17 protein-coding genes and 4 tRNA genes are annotated in these 17,205 nt (G+C 42.6%); 16 read left to right on the top strand and 5 right to left on the bottom strand.

The window, feature by feature from the left end; translation table 11 throughout:
* Nucleotides 1-6 precede the first annotated feature (6 nt).
* Entirely contained in the window at nt 7-744 is a 738-nt protein-coding gene (pyrF, locus tag H580_RS0116725; RefSeq protein WP_028595795.1) for an orotidine-5'-phosphate decarboxylase, read from the top strand.
* A 1-nt stretch (nt 745) separates the two neighbouring features.
* Entirely contained in the window at nt 746-1,390 is a 645-nt protein-coding gene (gene pyrE, locus H580_RS0116720; protein ID WP_028595794.1) for an orotate phosphoribosyltransferase, read from the top strand.
* A gap of 147 nt (nt 1,391-1,537) precedes the next feature.
* Here pyrE and H580_RS0116715 read toward each other — a convergent pair whose 3' ends face one another.
* The 4 genes from H580_RS0116715 to H580_RS0116700 form a co-directional block, all read right to left on the bottom strand.
* On the bottom strand, nt 1,538-2,254 hold the full coding sequence (locus H580_RS0116715; RefSeq protein ID WP_028595793.1) for a PepSY domain-containing protein: 717 nt from the start codon (nt 2,252-2,254) through the stop codon (nt 1,538-1,540).
* Nucleotides 2,255-2,452: 198 nt separating this feature from the next.
* Entirely contained in the window at nt 2,453-3,646 is a 1,194-nt protein-coding gene (locus H580_RS0116710) for a PepSY domain-containing protein (protein ID WP_028595792.1), read from the bottom strand.
* A 102-nt stretch (nt 3,647-3,748) separates the two neighbouring features.
* A complete protein-coding gene (locus H580_RS0116705; RefSeq protein ID WP_028595791.1) occupies nt 3,749-5,110 on the bottom strand; it encodes a sensor histidine kinase in 1,362 nt (453 codons plus the stop codon).
* Nucleotides 5,111-5,117: 7 nt separating this feature from the next.
* A complete protein-coding gene (locus H580_RS0116700; protein ID WP_028595790.1) occupies nt 5,118-5,822 on the bottom strand; it encodes a response regulator transcription factor in 705 nt (234 codons plus the stop codon).
* Nucleotides 5,823-6,488: 666 nt separating this feature from the next.
* On the opposite strand from H580_RS0116700, the gene H580_RS0116695 reads away from it, so the two are divergent.
* The 12 genes from H580_RS0116695 to H580_RS0116640 all read left to right on the top strand — a co-directional run bounded on the left by H580_RS0116695 (nt 6,489) and on the right by H580_RS0116640 (nt 15,803).
* Complete coding sequence (locus H580_RS0116695) at nt 6,489-7,220, top strand: ABC transporter ATP-binding protein (protein WP_245583595.1); 732 nt, start codon at nt 6,489-6,491, stop codon at nt 7,218-7,220.
* Nucleotides 7,183-8,307, top strand: coding sequence for an efflux RND transporter periplasmic adaptor subunit (locus H580_RS0116690; protein WP_028595788.1), 1,125 nt, complete (start codon nt 7,183-7,185; stop codon nt 8,305-8,307). The genes H580_RS0116695 and H580_RS0116690 overlap by 38 nt, the downstream gene beginning before the upstream one ends.
* Nucleotides 8,307-11,189: an ABC transporter permease gene (locus H580_RS0116685; protein ID WP_028595787.1), complete on the top strand. Its 2,883-nt coding sequence runs from the start codon at nt 8,307-8,309 to the stop codon at nt 11,187-11,189. The genes H580_RS0116690 and H580_RS0116685 overlap by 1 nt, the downstream gene beginning before the upstream one ends.
* A gap of 3 nt (nt 11,190-11,192) precedes the next feature.
* Nucleotides 11,193-12,056, top strand: coding sequence for an ABC transporter ATP-binding protein (locus H580_RS0116680; protein ID WP_028595786.1), 864 nt, complete (start codon nt 11,193-11,195; stop codon nt 12,054-12,056).
* A 5-nt stretch (nt 12,057-12,061) separates the two neighbouring features.
* Complete coding sequence (locus H580_RS0116675; protein WP_028595785.1) at nt 12,062-13,543, top strand: ABC transporter substrate-binding protein; 1,482 nt, start codon at nt 12,062-12,064, stop codon at nt 13,541-13,543.
* A gap of 255 nt (nt 13,544-13,798) precedes the next feature.
* The gene (locus H580_RS26425; protein ID WP_169449379.1) at nt 13,799-13,963 is read left to right on the top strand and encodes a hypothetical protein; all 165 of its coding nucleotides are present in this window, start codon (nt 13,799-13,801) and stop codon (nt 13,961-13,963) included.
* A 135-nt stretch (nt 13,964-14,098) separates the two neighbouring features.
* Nucleotides 14,099-14,175 (top strand) — tRNA-Met (locus H580_RS0116665).
* A gap of 29 nt (nt 14,176-14,204) precedes the next feature.
* Nucleotides 14,205-14,281: transfer RNA gene (locus H580_RS0116660), tRNA-Ile, on the top strand.
* A 39-nt stretch (nt 14,282-14,320) separates the two neighbouring features.
* Nucleotides 14,321-14,409 (top strand) — tRNA-Leu (locus H580_RS0116655).
* Between the two features lie 138 nt (nt 14,410-14,547).
* Nucleotides 14,548-15,219, top strand: coding sequence for a uracil-DNA glycosylase (locus H580_RS0116650; protein ID WP_211224420.1), 672 nt, complete (start codon nt 14,548-14,550; stop codon nt 15,217-15,219).
* A 108-nt stretch (nt 15,220-15,327) separates the two neighbouring features.
* A tRNA-Val gene (locus H580_RS0116645) sits at nt 15,328-15,403 on the top strand.
* 196 nt (nt 15,404-15,599) lie between these two features.
* A complete protein-coding gene (locus H580_RS0116640; protein WP_028595783.1) occupies nt 15,600-15,803 on the top strand; it encodes a hypothetical protein in 204 nt (67 codons plus the stop codon).
* Nucleotides 15,804-15,948: 145 nt separating this feature from the next.
* Here H580_RS0116640 and H580_RS24610 read toward each other — a convergent pair whose 3' ends face one another.
* Complete coding sequence (locus H580_RS24610; RefSeq protein WP_036605379.1) at nt 15,949-16,152, bottom strand: hypothetical protein; 204 nt, start codon at nt 16,150-16,152, stop codon at nt 15,949-15,951.
* A 104-nt stretch (nt 16,153-16,256) separates the two neighbouring features.
* On the opposite strand from H580_RS24610, the gene H580_RS0116630 reads away from it, so the two are divergent.
* Both H580_RS0116630 and H580_RS0116625 read left to right on the top strand, forming a co-directional pair.
* Nucleotides 16,257-16,700, top strand: coding sequence for a GNAT family N-acetyltransferase (locus H580_RS0116630; protein ID WP_028595782.1), 444 nt, complete (start codon nt 16,257-16,259; stop codon nt 16,698-16,700).
* 141 nt (nt 16,701-16,841) lie between these two features.
* On the top strand, nt 16,842-17,072 hold the full coding sequence (locus tag H580_RS0116625) for a DUF3892 domain-containing protein (protein ID WP_028595781.1): 231 nt from the start codon (nt 16,842-16,844) through the stop codon (nt 17,070-17,072).
* Nucleotides 17,073-17,205: the final 133 nt, after the last annotated feature.

The raw sequence follows: 17,205 nt of genomic DNA, 5'->3' as shown, positions 1-17,205 counted from the left end.
TAACGGATGACAAATCGAATGACGATAGAACAGGCAGCAGGCCGAGTGATGGTAGCACTTGACTATCCTAGTGTAGAAGCAGCTAAGCAGTTAATGACGCAGCTTGAAGGTATACCTTGCTATATGAAAGTAGGTATGCAGCTGTTCTACGCATCGGGTTCAGACTTCATTCGTGAGCTTAAGGCTAGAGGTTATCGAGTGTTCCTCGATGTAAAGATGCATGATATTCCGAACACAGTCAAAGGCGGTTCACACAGCGTGACGAAGCTAGGCGTTGATATGTTCAACGTACACGCAGCAGGCGGCGTAATGATGATGAAGGCGGCTGTAGAAGGGATTGAACAGGCATTAGAGGAAGATAGCAGCTTGATTCGACCTACTGTTATCGCTGTGACTCAACTGACAAGCACCAATCAGCAAGTAATGAATGAAGAGATCGGCATTGCGGGTACGGTTCCTAATGCCGTTATCAAATATGCGAAGCTGGCTAAAGAAGCGGGACTACATGGAGTTGTGGCTTCACCACAAGAAGTACAGCTTATTAAAGATGCATGCGGCGCATCATTTCAGACGATTACGCCGGGTATTCGACCTGCGGGCAGTGCAGCAGGTGATCAAGCTCGAATAATGACACCAGCTATGGCGATTCAGCAAGGTACAGACTATCTCGTAATCGGCCGTCCAATAACAGCTGCAACGAACCCGCGCGAAGCGCTGGAACAAATCCTGAAGGAGATGATTTAATATGACAACAACATCGAAGTCTTTGGCATCAACGATTGCGAATCATTTGCTTACCATTCAAGCAGTAGCACTTCGCCCAAATGACCCATTCACGTGGACATCTGGCATTCGTTCTCCCATCTATTGCGACAATCGTTTAACGATGGGTTATCCTGAGATTCGCAATGCCATTGCAGAAGGATTTGCGCAGCTTGTACGTGAGCATGCACCTGATGCAGAAGTCATTGCTGGTACAGCAACAGCAGGTATTCCGCATGCTGCGTGGGTAGCGGACAAGCTTGGGCTTCCAATGGCCTACGTACGCGACAAAGCAAAAGGACATGGTAAGCAAAATCAAATCGAAGGTTCGATTAAGCCAGGCCAAAAGGTTGTCGTTATCGAGGATCTTATCTCGACAGGAGGAAGCTCCATAAAGGCGGCTCAAGCTATCCGTGAGGTAGGGGCAGAGCCAATGGCAGTTATGGCTATTTTCAGCTATGAGTTCGACAAGGCAACGGATGGATTTGCTCAAGCAAACGTTCCTTTGCATACGTTGTCTAACTACACAGCGCTCATTAAAGCGGCAGTAGAGATGAATGTCATCGAAGAAAAAGACGTGGATATGCTGCAAGCATGGAGACGTGACCCAGCATCTTGGGGTGTATAGGATCGTGCTTATGACTGGCTAAAATAACAATCTCTTTAAGCGACTGATCAATGAATGGGATAAATAGATAGAAAAAGCACCTCGACTTTTTTAAAAGTTAGAGGTGCTTTTTAATAGGGTAATCATGAAATTACTGATAAAGATAAATTAGTCGTCCCATTTTACTTTAAGTACTTTGCCATCGGTTGCGGAAACGTATACTTTAGCATCATCGTCGTCGTTCTTTTTCTTTTTTGCTTTAATTTCAATTTCGTATACAAGCTTGTTGTTTTCTTTTTCAAGCTCAACTTCTTCTACTTTTCCTGGTACTTTCGTTAATGCAATTTTAATTGCTTGCTCTTTTGTTATTTTTGCACTTGGTTTGTTCGGCTTGTTTTGCTTTGGTTTAGCTGGCTTCTTATTATCGTCATCGTCTTTGTCGTCATTATCATCGTCGTCGTTCTTGTTCGTGCTTGGTTTGTTGTTTTTATTGTCCTTATTTGTAGGGTTTTTCTTGTCTTTCTTTTGTTTATTATCGTCATCATCGTCATTAAAATCTTTTTCCCATGTTACTTTGCCTGTGTATGCATCAATGTAGACTTCATCTTCTTTATCTTTACGGTTTTCAAATTCTACATGATAAACGAGGCGGCCATTTTTCTTCTCAAGTTCGATTTCTTCGATTTTAGCGTTTTTAAACAAACCAGTTGCCATTTTTTTTGCACTATCGATTGAAATTTTCCCTTTGTTATTGTTGTTGGATGTTTGTACGGCTGGAGCAGGTTTACTCGTATCATTGTTTTCTTTAGCCATTACGTTATTTCCTAATCCGATTCCGCTAAGAACTAGCGCTCCTGCTAGTGTAGTTGCTGCCCATTTTTTCATAGTAAATCCTCCCAGTGTTAGATATTCCCTTGAAGTTCTAATGTTTATATCGTAATAATAACTTTCAATTATTAGAGTAAAGAGGCAATTAGATGAGAATTAGATGAGAAATTGCTTTGAATTTCGAATATTTGTGCCACACATAGAAAGCCGCCAACTGTTAAGGTTGGCGGCTTGTTGGGTAGAAGCATGTTTCAATTAATAATCATCATCGTCGTCATCTGAGCTGTTATTGCTATTGTTACTACTGTTATTGCTGGTGTTATTACTGTCATTACTGCTACCATCATCGTCGTCATCATCATTATCGTCGCTCGGTTGGCTGCCTACTTGATCATCGTCATTGTTTACAGGTGTGTTGGTATCCGTAGAACTGCCGTTATTATTTGTGTGGTTATTGTCAGTATTATTTGTATTGTTTGTGCTAGTAGGCTTACTGGTGGTAGGCTTACTAGGTTTATTGACTATGGACCCAGCGTTATTATTTTTGTTGGTATTCTTGCTGTTCAAAGTACTATTGTTTTTGTTATCCGTGCTAACGCCCTTGACCTCTTTTTTACTTGCAGTATCATCGTCGTCTGAGTCGTCGTCATCATCGTCATCTGAGACGGTGCTGATAACAGCTCCAGAATAGGCATTAATGTATACCTTTTTTGTGCCGGTTGCCATTTTTACCTCTACTTCATAGACAGGTACTCCATTTTCATCGTCTAGTTCAATGGATTTGATTGTACCTTTTACATGTTTGAGTGCAATGGACTTGGCTTCAGATTCTGTGATCGGCATCGTGTTGTTTGTTGGTTGTTTATTGGGTTTGGAGGTGATCTCTTTTTTGAGCACTTCGCCATTAGCTTCATTAATATACATAATGATTGATTCTTTATTATTTTCTAATTTGGCTTGGTAATAGCGGCTGCCGTCCGGTTGTATTTTCAATTCGAGCGAGCTGAGTTTTCCATTAAATTGTGTTTTCGCGATCTGCTTCGCTTCTTCTTTTGTTATAGGCGTAGAACCATTTCCAGGTTTATTAGGATTAGTAGGCTGACCAGTTCCAGGATTATCCTTGCCTGGTTTGTTCGGATTCATTGGAACACCTGATTCATTTATTTGTTTAAGATGAAGGATATCGCCATTATATCCACCAACATGCAGCTCGTACCATCTATCACCATTTTTAAGCTTGGCCACATATTGAGGTGGATTGCTATGTTCATTGAGTTGAATGCGCTCCACCTTGCCAGCATAGGCGTTGCTAATGATTTGTTTCACTTCTTGCTCAGAAAGGAGTGGATTCGTTTGCTGTGCCCAAATTTGTCGTACACCAAATAAAAGGAAAGCTAGCAACAGTGCGCTGCTTGCAGCATAGATCCATTTTTTCTTAAGTCGATCCATTGTATATTCACCTCTATTCGAGAAGAATCTGTGCGTTGTTTTAAAGGTAACAGATATAGCTTAGTTTGCAATGATAAAATAATGAGAATTTGATGAGAGTGACTATGCTTTTACTTGCCAAGTAAGTGGAAAATGAATAATGAAGCTAGTTCCTACGCCTTCTTGGCTTTCTACTTCAATCGTACCATCATGGGCATCCACGATTTGCTTGGCAATGGAAAGTCCTAATCCAGTTCCGCCTGTTTCCCGATGTCGAGCTTTATCTACACGATAGAATCGTTCGAATAGATGTGGGATATCCGCTTCAGGAATGCCCACTCCACAATCTTTAACCACAATGTGAGCATGGGATTGGTCGGCAGAGACGTGGACGTCGATATCGCCTGAGCTGTATTTGACAGCATTGTTCAACAAAATGAACAGAAGCTGTTTGTACTTGGCTTCATCTGCATGTACTTCAAGTGCAGTCAAATCCTGCTGCAGCGTAATTTCGCGATGGTAGGCTTGTTTCGTTAATTTGACAGCTTGAGCAGTAGCGTCGATCAAATCGAACGTATTGGCCTCTATATGCATGCCCGCATCATGTCGAGCTAAGTCCAGCATTTGATGCGTCATTTCTTTCATACGCACAGCTTCAGAATAGATCGCTTCCACAGATTCTTTGAGTACTTCCGGATCGTTCATTCCCCAGCGTTTTAGCATTTCTGCATAGCTTTCGATAACGGTTAGTGGTGTCTTCAACTCATGTGAAGCATCTGATACGAATTGCTGCTGCTGATCGAAGTGAAGTTTTAATCGTTCTATCATTTTATTAAACGTATTGCCAAGCTTATACAGCTCGTCTTGGGATTTACCCTTTACGTCAAGTTTTTTGAACGTATTCTTCCGCTGGATCTCTTCCATCGTTGCAATAAGTGCATTAATAGGACGCAAAATTAAATTTGTCAAAAATCTACCAGCTAAAAAAGAGGGGATTAATACGGCAATGGTCGCAATCGTTAATACCCATCTTAATTGTGATAAATTTTTCTGAGTCGATTGTATGTTCTCTGTCACTTCAAGCATTGCAATCCGACCATCTTCATAAATGATAGGAAGATAGCTGCGTGCAAACATCGTATCTAAATAAAAAAACAGCTCGTTTTTTTGTTCCTGGTAGTACGTTGCGGGCATTTCTTGATACTGTACTTGACGGGCTGGATCATGCTTTACTTTTCCATCTTCAAATATAATTCGAATCATTCCGTCTTCAGGTAAATAACCACCGCGAAGAAAATCATTAATGTCGCCTCCCGTAAATTCTTGAAGCGGCTTAGAGATTTGTTGCGCTTGAAGCTGAACGCTGCTCAATGCATCTCTGGTTGTCATATTATAGAACAAAGCGTAAATTGACATGTTGATAATGAGAATAACGAGCAGCAGCCAGACGGATGACAGCAAATAAATTTTCGTGCGCATGTTCATTAGCGATCTACTCCTTCATGACGTACCCCACACCACGAATCGTGTGTATAAGCTGTTTGTCGAACTGATGGTCGATTTTTTTGCGCAAATAACGAATATAAACATCGACGACATTGGTATCTCCGAAATAATCAAAGCCCCATACATTGGTTAGTATTTGTTCGCGGTTCATCACTTGATTCGGATGTTTTAACATGAATACAAGTAAATCATATTCACGAGGTGTCAGTTCAATATCATGATCTCCTCGCTTTACTGCTCTTGATTTGTCATGGACGCTTAAATCAGCCATCGTCCAAACATCACCACTATCTACAGGAATTGTAGGTGCCGGCTGAAGCTGAGCTTTCATGCGCAAACATGTGCGGATACGTGCTAACAGCTCTTCAATTTGGAACGGCTTTGTAACGTAGTCATTTGCACCTAGATCAAGTCCGCTTACTTTGTCATGTACAGAGTCCCGCGCCGTCAACAAAATAACAGGAGTCATATTGCCGGACGTGCGAAGACGTCGCAATACCTCCAAGCCGCTTAATCCTGGGAGCATCACGTCAAGCAGAATCAAATCCCAGTTCTGTTCCTGGCATAGTTGATATCCGTCTAAACCATTATCTATCGTTTCTGATTCATAACCTTCATGCTTTAATTCAAGCTGGATAACTCTCGCTATTTTCACTTCGTCTTCAATAATAAGAATACGTGGCTTCTCCATAACTGCACTCCTGTTCGTTCATCATGTAGAATCGCTTGCTAATAACAGCATATCTGCAACTGCACTGTATTTCAACAAATTATCCTTCTAAAGAAGGAGTTCAAATCCACATGGAGGTTGTGTTGGCGCTAACCACATTTCGTTATATATTACACTTTGTGCCACTCATTTCATTCATGAATGGAATAAGAGGTACGATGCCTTACGATACGAGTTTGAGCAATGTTACCTAATAGGTAACGTCTTTTATTTTAGTCCTGTGGGAAGTGGGGATATCATAGCTGGATGATTTGCTGAGTCTATGATTATGAAGGGAAAAAAGCTGAAATCGTGTATGTGGGAATACGCATAATCATGTAAATATTGACATGCAGCAGACTTGTTTTTGGGATGAAGTTCTACAAGGGTAGGTCTGTTATTTTTTCCAAATAATTTTAAAAACGTGTAGGATTATGTTAATCAGTCTGTAACTTTTCCATTGATTTCTTCGTTTATACTTGAGAAGAATTTTTATTACGGGGAGAGGGGGCAAAGTCATTGCTGAAGAAGCTTCGGCTCAAGAAAAAACAGCATCAGAAGCCGGATGTCTCAAGTGCTGATACGGAGCAGCAACCAACGATAGAAGCAGAAGTAGAAGTAGAAGTAGACGCGAAAGTAACTGCAGACATCAAGAGCAAAGATTCGACTAAAGAGTGGCCGCAGCGTAAGGTGACGTTAGCACTTGATCAGCCGCTGCTTGAAGTGCGTAATGTAGAGCGAATATTTGACGTGGGCAGTCAAAAGCTGCATGTCTTGAAAGGCATAAATATGCAAGTTATGCAAAGCCAGCTTGTCATGTTGAAGGGCCGTTCAGGATCGGGTAAGACGACGCTGCTTAACATGTTGGGCGGATTAGACTTACCTACTAGCGGGGAAATATGGTTCCGTGGCGAACAGCTATCTGCTTGGAGCGATGATAAGCGCACACGTGTCCGCCGGGATGATGTCGGATTTATTTTTCAGGCGTTCGCTCTTATGCCGCTATTATCTGCGTATGAAAATGTAGAATTATCATTACGGATGGCTAACATTCCTCGACATTTGTGGAAAGCGAGAGCCCAGCATTGTCTTGAACTTGTAGGGCTTGGTAAACGCATGTATCATCGTCCGTTTGAGATGTCGGGTGGTGAACAGCAGCGTGTTGCTATAGCAAAGTCAATCGCGCATAAGCCGCTGCTGTTGTTGGCCGATGAGCCTACAGCTGAACTCGATACGCAAATGGTTGCTCAAGTCATGGGGGTATTTCAGCAAATTATCGAGACTGAGAACATTTCCATATGTATGACAACCCACGATCCAACAATAATGGAGGTAGCCGATCATGTATACGAAATGGTTGACGGAAAGTTCGTCTCCTAATTCACAACGATCTCGCAGCAGACGTCTACAACGCTGGATGTTAATTGCTATATCTAGTACATTACTGTTCACTTCTGCTTGTTCGCTTCTGCCTGCTGAAGAGGAAGAAGAGGCATTGCCAGTAATTACACCGCCAACGATTTCGAAGAAGCCTGAGCATGAAGTTACGACGCAAACGTTAGTCAATCAGTTCAGCGCTAGCGGTAAGATTATGTCGCAGCAGGAAGAACATGTGTACTTCTCTGTAGACGGCAAGCGGATTAAAGATGTACTTGTGAAAAATGGTGACAAGGTTAAAGCGGGACAAGTTGTCGCCGTTTTCGAAACCGAGGATATTGAGAAGAGCATCCGCGACAAAAAATTCGATCTTCGCAAAGAAGAATATGCGATGAAGGAAAATTTACGTAAGCGCGATGAAATGGATGAGCTTGAATTCGAACAAATGCAATTGAATTATGAGCAGAAGAGGCAAGATCTTGCCGACTTGGAAAAGGATCTAAGCAAAGCTACGCTCCGTGCTCCGTTCTCAGGATCTGTCGTTGCATTGTATGGACAGAAGGGGAATCAGACAAAAGCCTATGAACCCATTGCGACTATTGCCAATACTTCTACGCTGACGGTAGCTGTCAAATTGTCTAAAGATGAACTTGAAGATGTTGCGATAGGAATGGAAGCTGAAGTCAAAATTAACGGGCAAGACAAGCCGATCAAGGGTAAAATCAAAGCACTTCCGAATCCAAACAGTTCTAGCGGCTCCGATCAGCCAAATCAACCAGATGGTGGACAAGGCGGTAATGGTGCGCAAAAAGAGAAACTAGAGGATTTTGTTATCGTGCAGGTCGATAAGCTCCCAGCTAATGTTCAACGCGGTACGAGTCTTGGTGTCAACATTATCAAGAGCCGTAAAGAAAATGCAGTTGTCATTCCAAACTCAGCACTTCGTAAGATTGGCTCACGTAAATATGTGCAAGTTGTAGAGTCAGATGGAACGAAGCGTGAAGTAGATGTAGAGGTTGGGCAGGAAGACTCAACGGTAGTTGAAATTTTGAGAGGCTTAGAGCCTGGTCAGAAAGTGGTAGGTAATTAATGGGGATTCCATTATTTAGATTCCTGTTCCGCAAAATGTGGAATACACGCTGGATGACGCTTAGCACATTGCTCGGCTTGCTCGTCGCAATTTCTTTTACAGTTAGTATCCCGATGTACTCGGATGGCGCATTGAAACGCGTTGTCAGCAAGTCGATTGTAGATAATAGCCAATCACTTCCAGCTGGTTCACTGCTGATGCGTTATCAAGTGAGCGGTGCTGATAAGACCGACTTAAATGCGCTGCAGTCAGTTGACCAATACATCAAAAAAGATGTGAAAGAAAAAATAGGTTTTCCTTCACAAGTGTTCGTAAGGACACAGTCGCTTAGAGCGACAGAAGTTTATCCAGAAGATCCTACAAAGGTAGATGCGAGTCGAATTCGGACGATGACGATCGCGTCGATGGATGGATTGCAGGATAAAATTGAATGGACAAACGGTCGTACATACAAAGAATCGGCACCTGACAGTCCGATAGAAGTAGTCATGTTGGAAGACGCGATGTATCGCAATGATTTGCATATCGGTGCTGTGTTGGAATACCCGGTTTCCGGTGGTACCGAATCAATCGTTAAAGTGAAGATCGTAGGTACATTTAAGCCATTGAAAGATACTGATCCGTATTGGTATCAAGGATTTGACAGCATGGTTAACGTGCTGTACGCGGCCCCGGACATATTTGAAAACAAGCTTTTGAAAGAAATGCAAATTCCGATCAATCAATCAAGCTGGTACTATGCGTTTGATCTACGTGATATCCAGACGAGTCAAATTACTGATTTAAGTCGTACCCTAAATCGCATGAAAATTGATTTGAATCAACAGCTCAAAGATACGAAGATCGAGCTTTCCTTTGAGAAGCTGCTGGAGGAATTCCGTAGTCAAAGTATTCAGCTTCAAATGATGTTACTTACATTAGCTGCGCCGATGATAGCGATGGTATTTTACTTTATTGCGATGAATGCCAATCAATCTCTGCAAAAGCAGCAAAGTGATATTGCGGTGCTCCGAAGCCGTGGAGCAAGTACACGCCAAATCATTATGCTTTATTTAATGGAAGGAATTATCCTTGGCGGTCTAGCTCTTGCTATTGCCCCATTCGTAGGTTGGTTTATGGCCAAGTCTATTGGTTCGGCAAACGGATTCCTCGAATTCGTCAATCGCAAGTCTATACCGGTCGGCTTTACAACCGATGCCGTTATTTTCGGAGTTGTAGCAGTCATAATTGCATTATTAGCAAGTATTATTCCAGCTGTTATTTTCGCGCGCTCGTCGATCGTTAACTTGAAGCAGAAGCTGGCGCGTTCCGACAGAAAGCCGTTCTGGCAGCGTTGGTTCCTAGATATATTGCTGCTAGGTGTTGCGGGATATGGCTATTATTTATCCAGTCAGCAGCAAATGCTGTCGTTCCAGACAGGAATGAGCGCTGACCAATTGCAAGTACAGCCATTCTTATTCTTTGTACCCGCAATCGCGATATTTGCATCAGGCTTATTTTTCCTACGTTTATTCCCTTGGATACTAAAGCTTATTCAATGGATTGGTGGGAAATTGCTCCCTGTACCGTTGTATTTGACATTGACCCAACTTTCACGCTCATCTACAGCTTATTATCCACTAATGATCTTGCTAATTTTGACGCTCGGTCTTGGTGTGTATAATTCATCTGCTGCACGTACGATCGATGTGAACTCAACGGAGCAAATCTTATATAAACATGTTGCTGATGTCGTCATTACCCCGGTATTTGAAAGTTATCAAGAGCGAGATCCTGATGCGAACAAAGGAAACCAAGGCGGCGGTGGCGGCCAAGGTGGTGGTGGTGGCAGACCTCCTGGTGAAGGTGGAGGAGGTCAAGGTCAGCAGCCGCAGGGCAAAATTATATACAATGAGCCTCCATTCGGAGTATTTAAACGACTGCCAGGAGTTGAGGAGGCAACAAGAGTGATGCAGGTGAAAGCTAATGTTCTATCAGCTGGCAGCTCACTTGGTTCTGGTAATTTGGTCGGTATCGACAATGTCGATTTTGCTAAAGTCGCGTGGTTCCGTGAAGATATGTATCCTTTGCATCCGAATCTGTATTTGGATGCGCTCGGCAAACATGTGGAATCGGCTGTCATTATTCCAACGAGTATTGCGAAGCAGTATCAAATAAACCCTGGAGATCCACTTACCTTAACCGTGAATGGTCAAGAGCTGGAACTGGTAGTTGTCGCTACATTACCTTATTGGCCAGGGCAGTATCCTGCGAAGATGCCTTTTTATATCGTAAACTTAGATTATGTTTATGATCAGCTTGGTACGATTCCTTACGATGTTCTATTGAAGATGAAGGATGGGGCCAAAACGAAACCAATTGTAGATGCGCTGCAAAAAGAGCAAATCGATCTCGTTTCTATAACGGATACGAAGGGTGAATTGGTTAGTCAGAGCAAGCATCCAACGAGAGGTGGAGTGTTCGGTATTTTAAGCCTAGGCTTCCTGATATCGATTATCGTTTCACTTATTGGTTATATTTTGTATTGGTTCTTTAATTTATCGGGCCGGGTCGTACAGTTCGGGGTACTACGAGCAATGGGTCTATCACGCCGCCAGCTTACAGGAATGCTCCTGCTAGAGCAAATCTTTACGGCAGGACTATCGATTGGACTAGGTATTCTGATTGGTAAGCTTGCGAGTATTTTGTTCCTTCCATTCTTGCAAAGCACGACAGATGCACGAATGCAGGTGCCGCCGTTCCGCATTATATTTGATTCGAAGGATACGACGCAATTGTATATGGTTGTCGGTGTCATGATGCTACTGGGCGCCTCCCTTCTCTTTGTTCATATTCGTCGTCTGCGCGTGCATCAAGCCGTGAAGATGGGAGAGGAGCGTTAAACGATGATACATTGCGAAGGTCTCGTAAAAATATACAAAACCGACGATTTGGAAGTTGTCGCCTTGCAAGGACTTAACTTAACCGTTAAGGAAGGCGAAATGATGGCCATTATCGGAAACAGTGGTAGTGGTAAGTCTACATTTCTAAATATTCTAGGTGGCTTGGATCGTCCCTCTGCTGGGACGATTCAAGTTGGGGAATGGAATTTATTAAAAATAACGGATGATCAGCTTGTTAAATACAAACGAGATACGGTCGGGTTTATTTGGCAAAATAATGCCCGTAATTTATTACCGTACTTAACAGCTTTGGAAAATGTAGAAATGCCAATGATGCTGTCAGGGCGATTGGACCGTGCTTATGCGAAGCAGTTGCTAGAATGGGTCGGTCTCGGCCATCGCTTAAATAACAAGCTGCAGCAGTTATCAGGTGGTGAGCAGCAGCGGGTTGCGATTGCGATCTCTCTTGCTAACAAACCTAAGTTGCTGCTCGCAGATGAGCCGACAGGATCAGTTGATACGCAAACTTCTGATCTGATTATGGACATTTTCCGTAAAATGAATAAAGAATTGGGCGTTACGGTTGTTATCGTAACGCACGACTTGTCTATAGCTGGTAAAGTCGATCGCGTAGTAGCTATTCGTGACGGTTTAACAAGTACAGAGTTCATCAAGCGTAATCCAGGATTGGATGAAGTAGGAAAAGGTTTGCAAGAGATACATGAAGCTTATGTTGTTGTGGATCGTGTCGGTCGTTTGCAAGTACCAAAAGATTATCTAGAAGCGTTGAGTATTAACGATAAAGCATCGATGGAATTGGATGGCGATAAGATTATTATCCGCACACCTAGACAATTGGAGGAGTAATAGAGATGAAGAAATCATGGGTGAAGAAGGCGTTAATGCTGACAGTAGCATTGACAATGATCGTGCCAATGCTGGCTGCATGTACGAAGAAAGAGGAAGCAGTTCCTCCAGGCAAGGAACGTGTATTGCGTATCGGGATGCCATATGGCGGTGGAGATGACAGCTGGTTTAGACAACAGTATGTAGAAGCATTTGAAATGGCGAATCCGAACATTCGAATCGAGCTTGTCCCTGCCGTTAACTATGAGGATCGCAGATACGAAGATGATAAAGATCCGAAAAAGAAAGAGCCATCTTTCAAAGAATCATGGAAAAAAATATTAGAAGGCGCTAATGCGGTCGATGTAGTCATTTCTGATGCAGAAAGCTTCCGTCAACTAGCTAAAGATGGTATGTTGGCGAAGTTGGATGAGCGCATGGTACAAGACAAGTTTGACACTTCTGATATCGTGCCTGCTGTTCAGGATGGAATTAAGTCGATGGGAGAAGGGGGCGTTTATGGCTTGGCACCAACGTTCAATTCCAGCGCTTTGATCTACAACAAGAAGTTGTTCCAAGATGCAGGGGTAGAATTCCCTAAGGATGGAATGACATGGGATGAAATGTTTGCATTGGCGCAGCGTGTAAGTAAAGGTGAAGGTAAGGATCGAACGTATGGCTTCGCATTCGATCGTTACACGGGAGATCCGTATTATTCCATGACATATGCGTACATGAGCCCACTTCAGCTGCAAATGTTTGATACTAAAGCTGAAAAAATGCTTGTTAACTCGCCAAATTGGGAGAAAGCTTGGGATAAAGTAGCGAAATTGTACAAAGATAAAGTAATTCCTACACAAGATGCAATGATGATGGATGGTCCGCCACAGGAGGATAATCCTTTCGCTCATGATCAGTTCTTATCTGGTAAAGTAGCAATGATGCTTACAGATATGTACTACATGAACGGGGATCTTGCAAGTGCTGCACGTAATGCGGGCAAGATTAAAAATTTCAAACCGTTTGAGTGGGATGTTGTATCCGTTCCGCATCACTCTGAAGTACCTGGTGTTTCCAGCATGATTAATATTAACAACATTTTCTCTATTAATGCAAAAGCGCCAAATGCTGATGATGCTTGGAACTTTATCCAATATGTAAATGGCGAGCAATGGGCTAAAGTACGCAGCCGCAGCACTAGCTATGAAATGGTTACACGCAAATCGTACATTAAACCTAAAGAAGGTTTGAATTACAATATCGCAGCGTTCTACAATGTGAAACCTGTAATTAATACTAAGAGCAATAGAGACCTTTATGAGAGCAAGCCAGATTTGAGCTATGTAGAAACGTTTGCTCAGCAATTGTTCAATGAAGTTGTTACTGGTAAGAAAACGACGAAGGATGCATTAAAAGAGTGGGAAACAAAAGGTAACGAAATGCTGCAAAAAATTAAAAATGGGGTCCCTATCCAACCAGATGGTGTTCCAGGTGGGGTATATCGCTAAAGATGAGAGAGGCGTGCCAATTATGGCATGCCTTTTTTATTGTGCTCTTTATCTAGATCGAATACAGCGAGTTCTTTGTAGTGTGCTATTTGTTCATGGAAATGTATGAAATGGGGTACATTACTTCTATATAAACATAAAGTGTTAAATCATGCCTAATAATCACTCACTTTTGATGCTGGGTCTTACATGATAGGAGCATATCCATTCAAGATATTAGATGAGGGAGTATAAGTAAGGAAAGGATGTATGAACATGCAATGGATTTATTGGGGGAAGCTTTATGATACGAAATTTCAGGCTCGAGTGCTTCAGCAGCGTTTGGAGCATGATGCATGGCTATATGGCTACAGTACGCCTCACGATATAGAGATTTATCGCTCTCGTCGTGGGAAATATGGAGTAAGATTCGTGTTGTAATGGGGCTGTAATGTGGTGGAATTTCATTCGAAATTTTAATTTTAAAAAAAGTTTAAATAAATGGTTGACTGAACATGTGTGATGTAGTATAGTATTACTTGTCGCTGATGAACGACGCGATGAAAGAAATGATGACGCGGGGTGGAGCAGTTCGGTAGCTCGTCGGGCTCATAACCCGAAGGTCGTAGGTTCAAATCCTGCCCCCGCAACCAAAGCAATCATATACCCTTGTGGCAATCAGGGGCCCTTAGCTCAGTTGGTTAGAGCGGTCGGCTCATAACCGATTGGTCGGGGGTTCGAGTCCCTCAGGGCCCACCATAATTCAACATATATTCTACGAGTTAGTGCTTATTATATGCCGGGATGGCGGAATTGGCAGACGCACAGGACTTAAAATCCTGCGGTAGGTGACTACCGTACCGGTTCGACCCCGGTTCTCGGCACCATTACATAACCTTTTAGCGCTACTTATGAATATAGCATTGAATATGGACTGGCTAAACTCCTTTCGCGAAGCGGAAGGGGTTTTTTAGTTCATTGACATGAAAATCCATTTAACTTGATAGGGAGGAATAGAAGTGGCTATGAAAGTCGATAACGATTGGTCAGACATGCTGCATGATGAAGTCCGCAAGCCATATTTTAAACAACTATGGTCATGGTTAAAGGGGGAGTACGAGCGAGAAGAAATTTACCCTCCTTATGATCAACTGTTTACAGCGTTCCGACTAACTTCATATGAAGATGCGAAAGTTGTAATCGTTGGACAAGATCCTTACCACGGCCCAGGACAGGCACATGGATTAAGTTTTTCTGTGCGCCCTGGTGTGCGAATTCCACCTTCGCTATTGAACATGCTTAAGGAAGGTGCCTCAGATGTAGGTATAACGATGCCGAATCATGGTTCGTTAACTTCTTGGGCTGAACAGGGAGTGCTACTGTTGAATACGGTTTTAACCGTGCGTGCTGGACAAGCTGCTTCACATAAGGGTATGGGATGGGAGCAATTTACCGATTACGTGATTGAACTGTTGAATGAGCGTGAAAAACCTATTATTTTCGTCCTTTGGGGTAGTCATGCACAAGCGAAGGCGAAAATGATAGATCAGAAGAAGCATTTTATTGTTCAATCGCCGCACCCGAGTCCGTTGTCGGCTCATCGTGGATTTATGGGGAGCAAGCCATATTCGAAAATCAATGCCAAGCTTCGTGAGTGGGGTGAGGCTGAAATTGATTGGCAGCTGCCGCAGCTATAGATTAGATGGATGATGCAAGTTAGTATATTGGTTGTTATATGCGTTGACATTAGCGATATTGCTTGTTATATTATTGGTAAGTATTTCATATAGAAGATGTTATACAACGATCTGATAGCTCAGCTGGGAGAGCACTATCTTGACAGGGTAGGGGTCGGCGGTTCGAACCCGTCTCAGATCACCAAACTTATACGTCCAAACCCTTGTTGAAACAAGGGTTTTTTCTTATTTACCACAGAAAGTTGAGCCGGCTTTTTATATATTTTAAGGTGCAAGTGTCCCAATTAGGGTCGGTTATCGTTCAAATTTATTTGGAGTAGGGTTTATGGACAGGCCGACGCGGGTACACTGTCGGTAGATTTATCGAGGAGGTTAGCTTGATGAATGTATCGGATGTGCGTAAACGAGCTGTCACATACGTGGTGACGGGTGTTCTTGTTGTTATAATGTCAGGATGCACGAGTTTGCTTATGGTTGAACCAGAGGCGAAAGAAGAAGTTTGGGACATGCACGAGACTAAAGTTCCTATATATGAAGAGGTGTATGGAAAAATAGTCATTCCTGAAGAGGTGTATCAACCGTAGTTTTGAGAAAGTACAAGCTAAAAAAATTAAAAATATACCTCGAAAGTCGATGTTCTTACATGGCCGATTTTCGAGGTTATTTGTTCTTTATACTTATTAGTTGTAAAAGTGAACCACGTTAAGAGATGGTGATCAAGTGATAAAGTTATGATTTAACATGTTGTTTGTGCTCTTGGGGAATGTTGTTCGATTGCTCTGCTTGTTCGCTTGTAGTTGGAAGGTTACATGTATCTGGATTGAATTTATCCCAGCTTCTCGAATAGGCTTTGCGTGTGACGACTAGCAATAAAGTAATCATGCCGATTACCATCATAATGACGGCAACTATGGTAGCAGTAATTGGATCCATGTGTTAACCTCCGGATGATTTGGTAAAATGCGTGTCAGTATAACTATACATGATATCCAATTTTTTGTATAATAATGTTTCCTGATTAATGGAGGTGCCGAATAATGACGTCAGAACTATTAGAAGTAAAAACACAAGCGCAATTGGATGCATGTATTGCGATAAGATTAGAAGTGTTTGTAGAAGAGCAGCAAGTACCGGTTGAGGAAGAGTGTGACGAGTATGATAAGTTAGAGGCCCCCGCCTATCATGTGCTCTTGCAGCAAAAAGGGGAATACATAGCTACAGGCCGCATTAAACTGTTGGATGAGCTTACAGCTAAAATGCAGCGAATCGCTGTTCGTAAATCATACCGTGGGCAAGGTATAGGGCGTGTACTCGTATTAGGGATGGAGCAAACTGCTCGTGTTCATGGGGTAGAGCGCAGTGTATTGGATGCTCAGTGTCAAGCAGAAGGGTTTTATCAATCACTTGGTTATGTAACGATTTCGGAAGAGCCTTTTTATGATGCGGGTATTTTACATGTTCGTATGGAGAAGAAGTTGTAGAGGCGAGCAAGTGTATATGTGATTCATTCTAAAGGTATGCTAACCCTATGTGAATGATTGGCTGCTTCATAGTAGGATGTTAAGCAAGATCGGGAGGGCAGTTGATCGTTCGCCATTACAGATGTGAAGGGGCTGCGTAAAATGAATGAACGAGAAACATTTGTTGCTGTTCAGAAAAATGGTGATGGTGATTTAACTGCTTTCCAAACGAATAGTGGTCGGGTACTTGGTTACGAGCAAGCGTTACAGGCTGTTCAAACCGGTGAAATAGCAGGTGCCAACGTTTTTAAAGGAAGAAATGGAAAGATGTATATCCGTGGTGATGCCGATGGAGATCCAACTAATAACTTGGACAGCTTACCTCTTTTTTAGTGCTAGATGTTGAATTAAAAATGAATGACAGCAGCTATCCTGATGTTGGACAATGGACTGATTAAGGGATAGCTTTTTTATTTGTGCGAAAATGGGCATTAAAAAAGCGGAGACGCTATGTCACCGCTATAAG

Source organism: Paenibacillus assamensis DSM 18201 (assembly GCF_000422445.1).
In the GTDB taxonomy this organism is placed as follows: Bacteria; Bacillota; Bacilli; order Paenibacillales; family Paenibacillaceae; genus Paenibacillus_B; species Paenibacillus_B assamensis.
The sequence above is the reverse complement of the archived record's forward strand: the minus strand, read 5'-3'. Positions and strand labels throughout refer to the sequence as shown.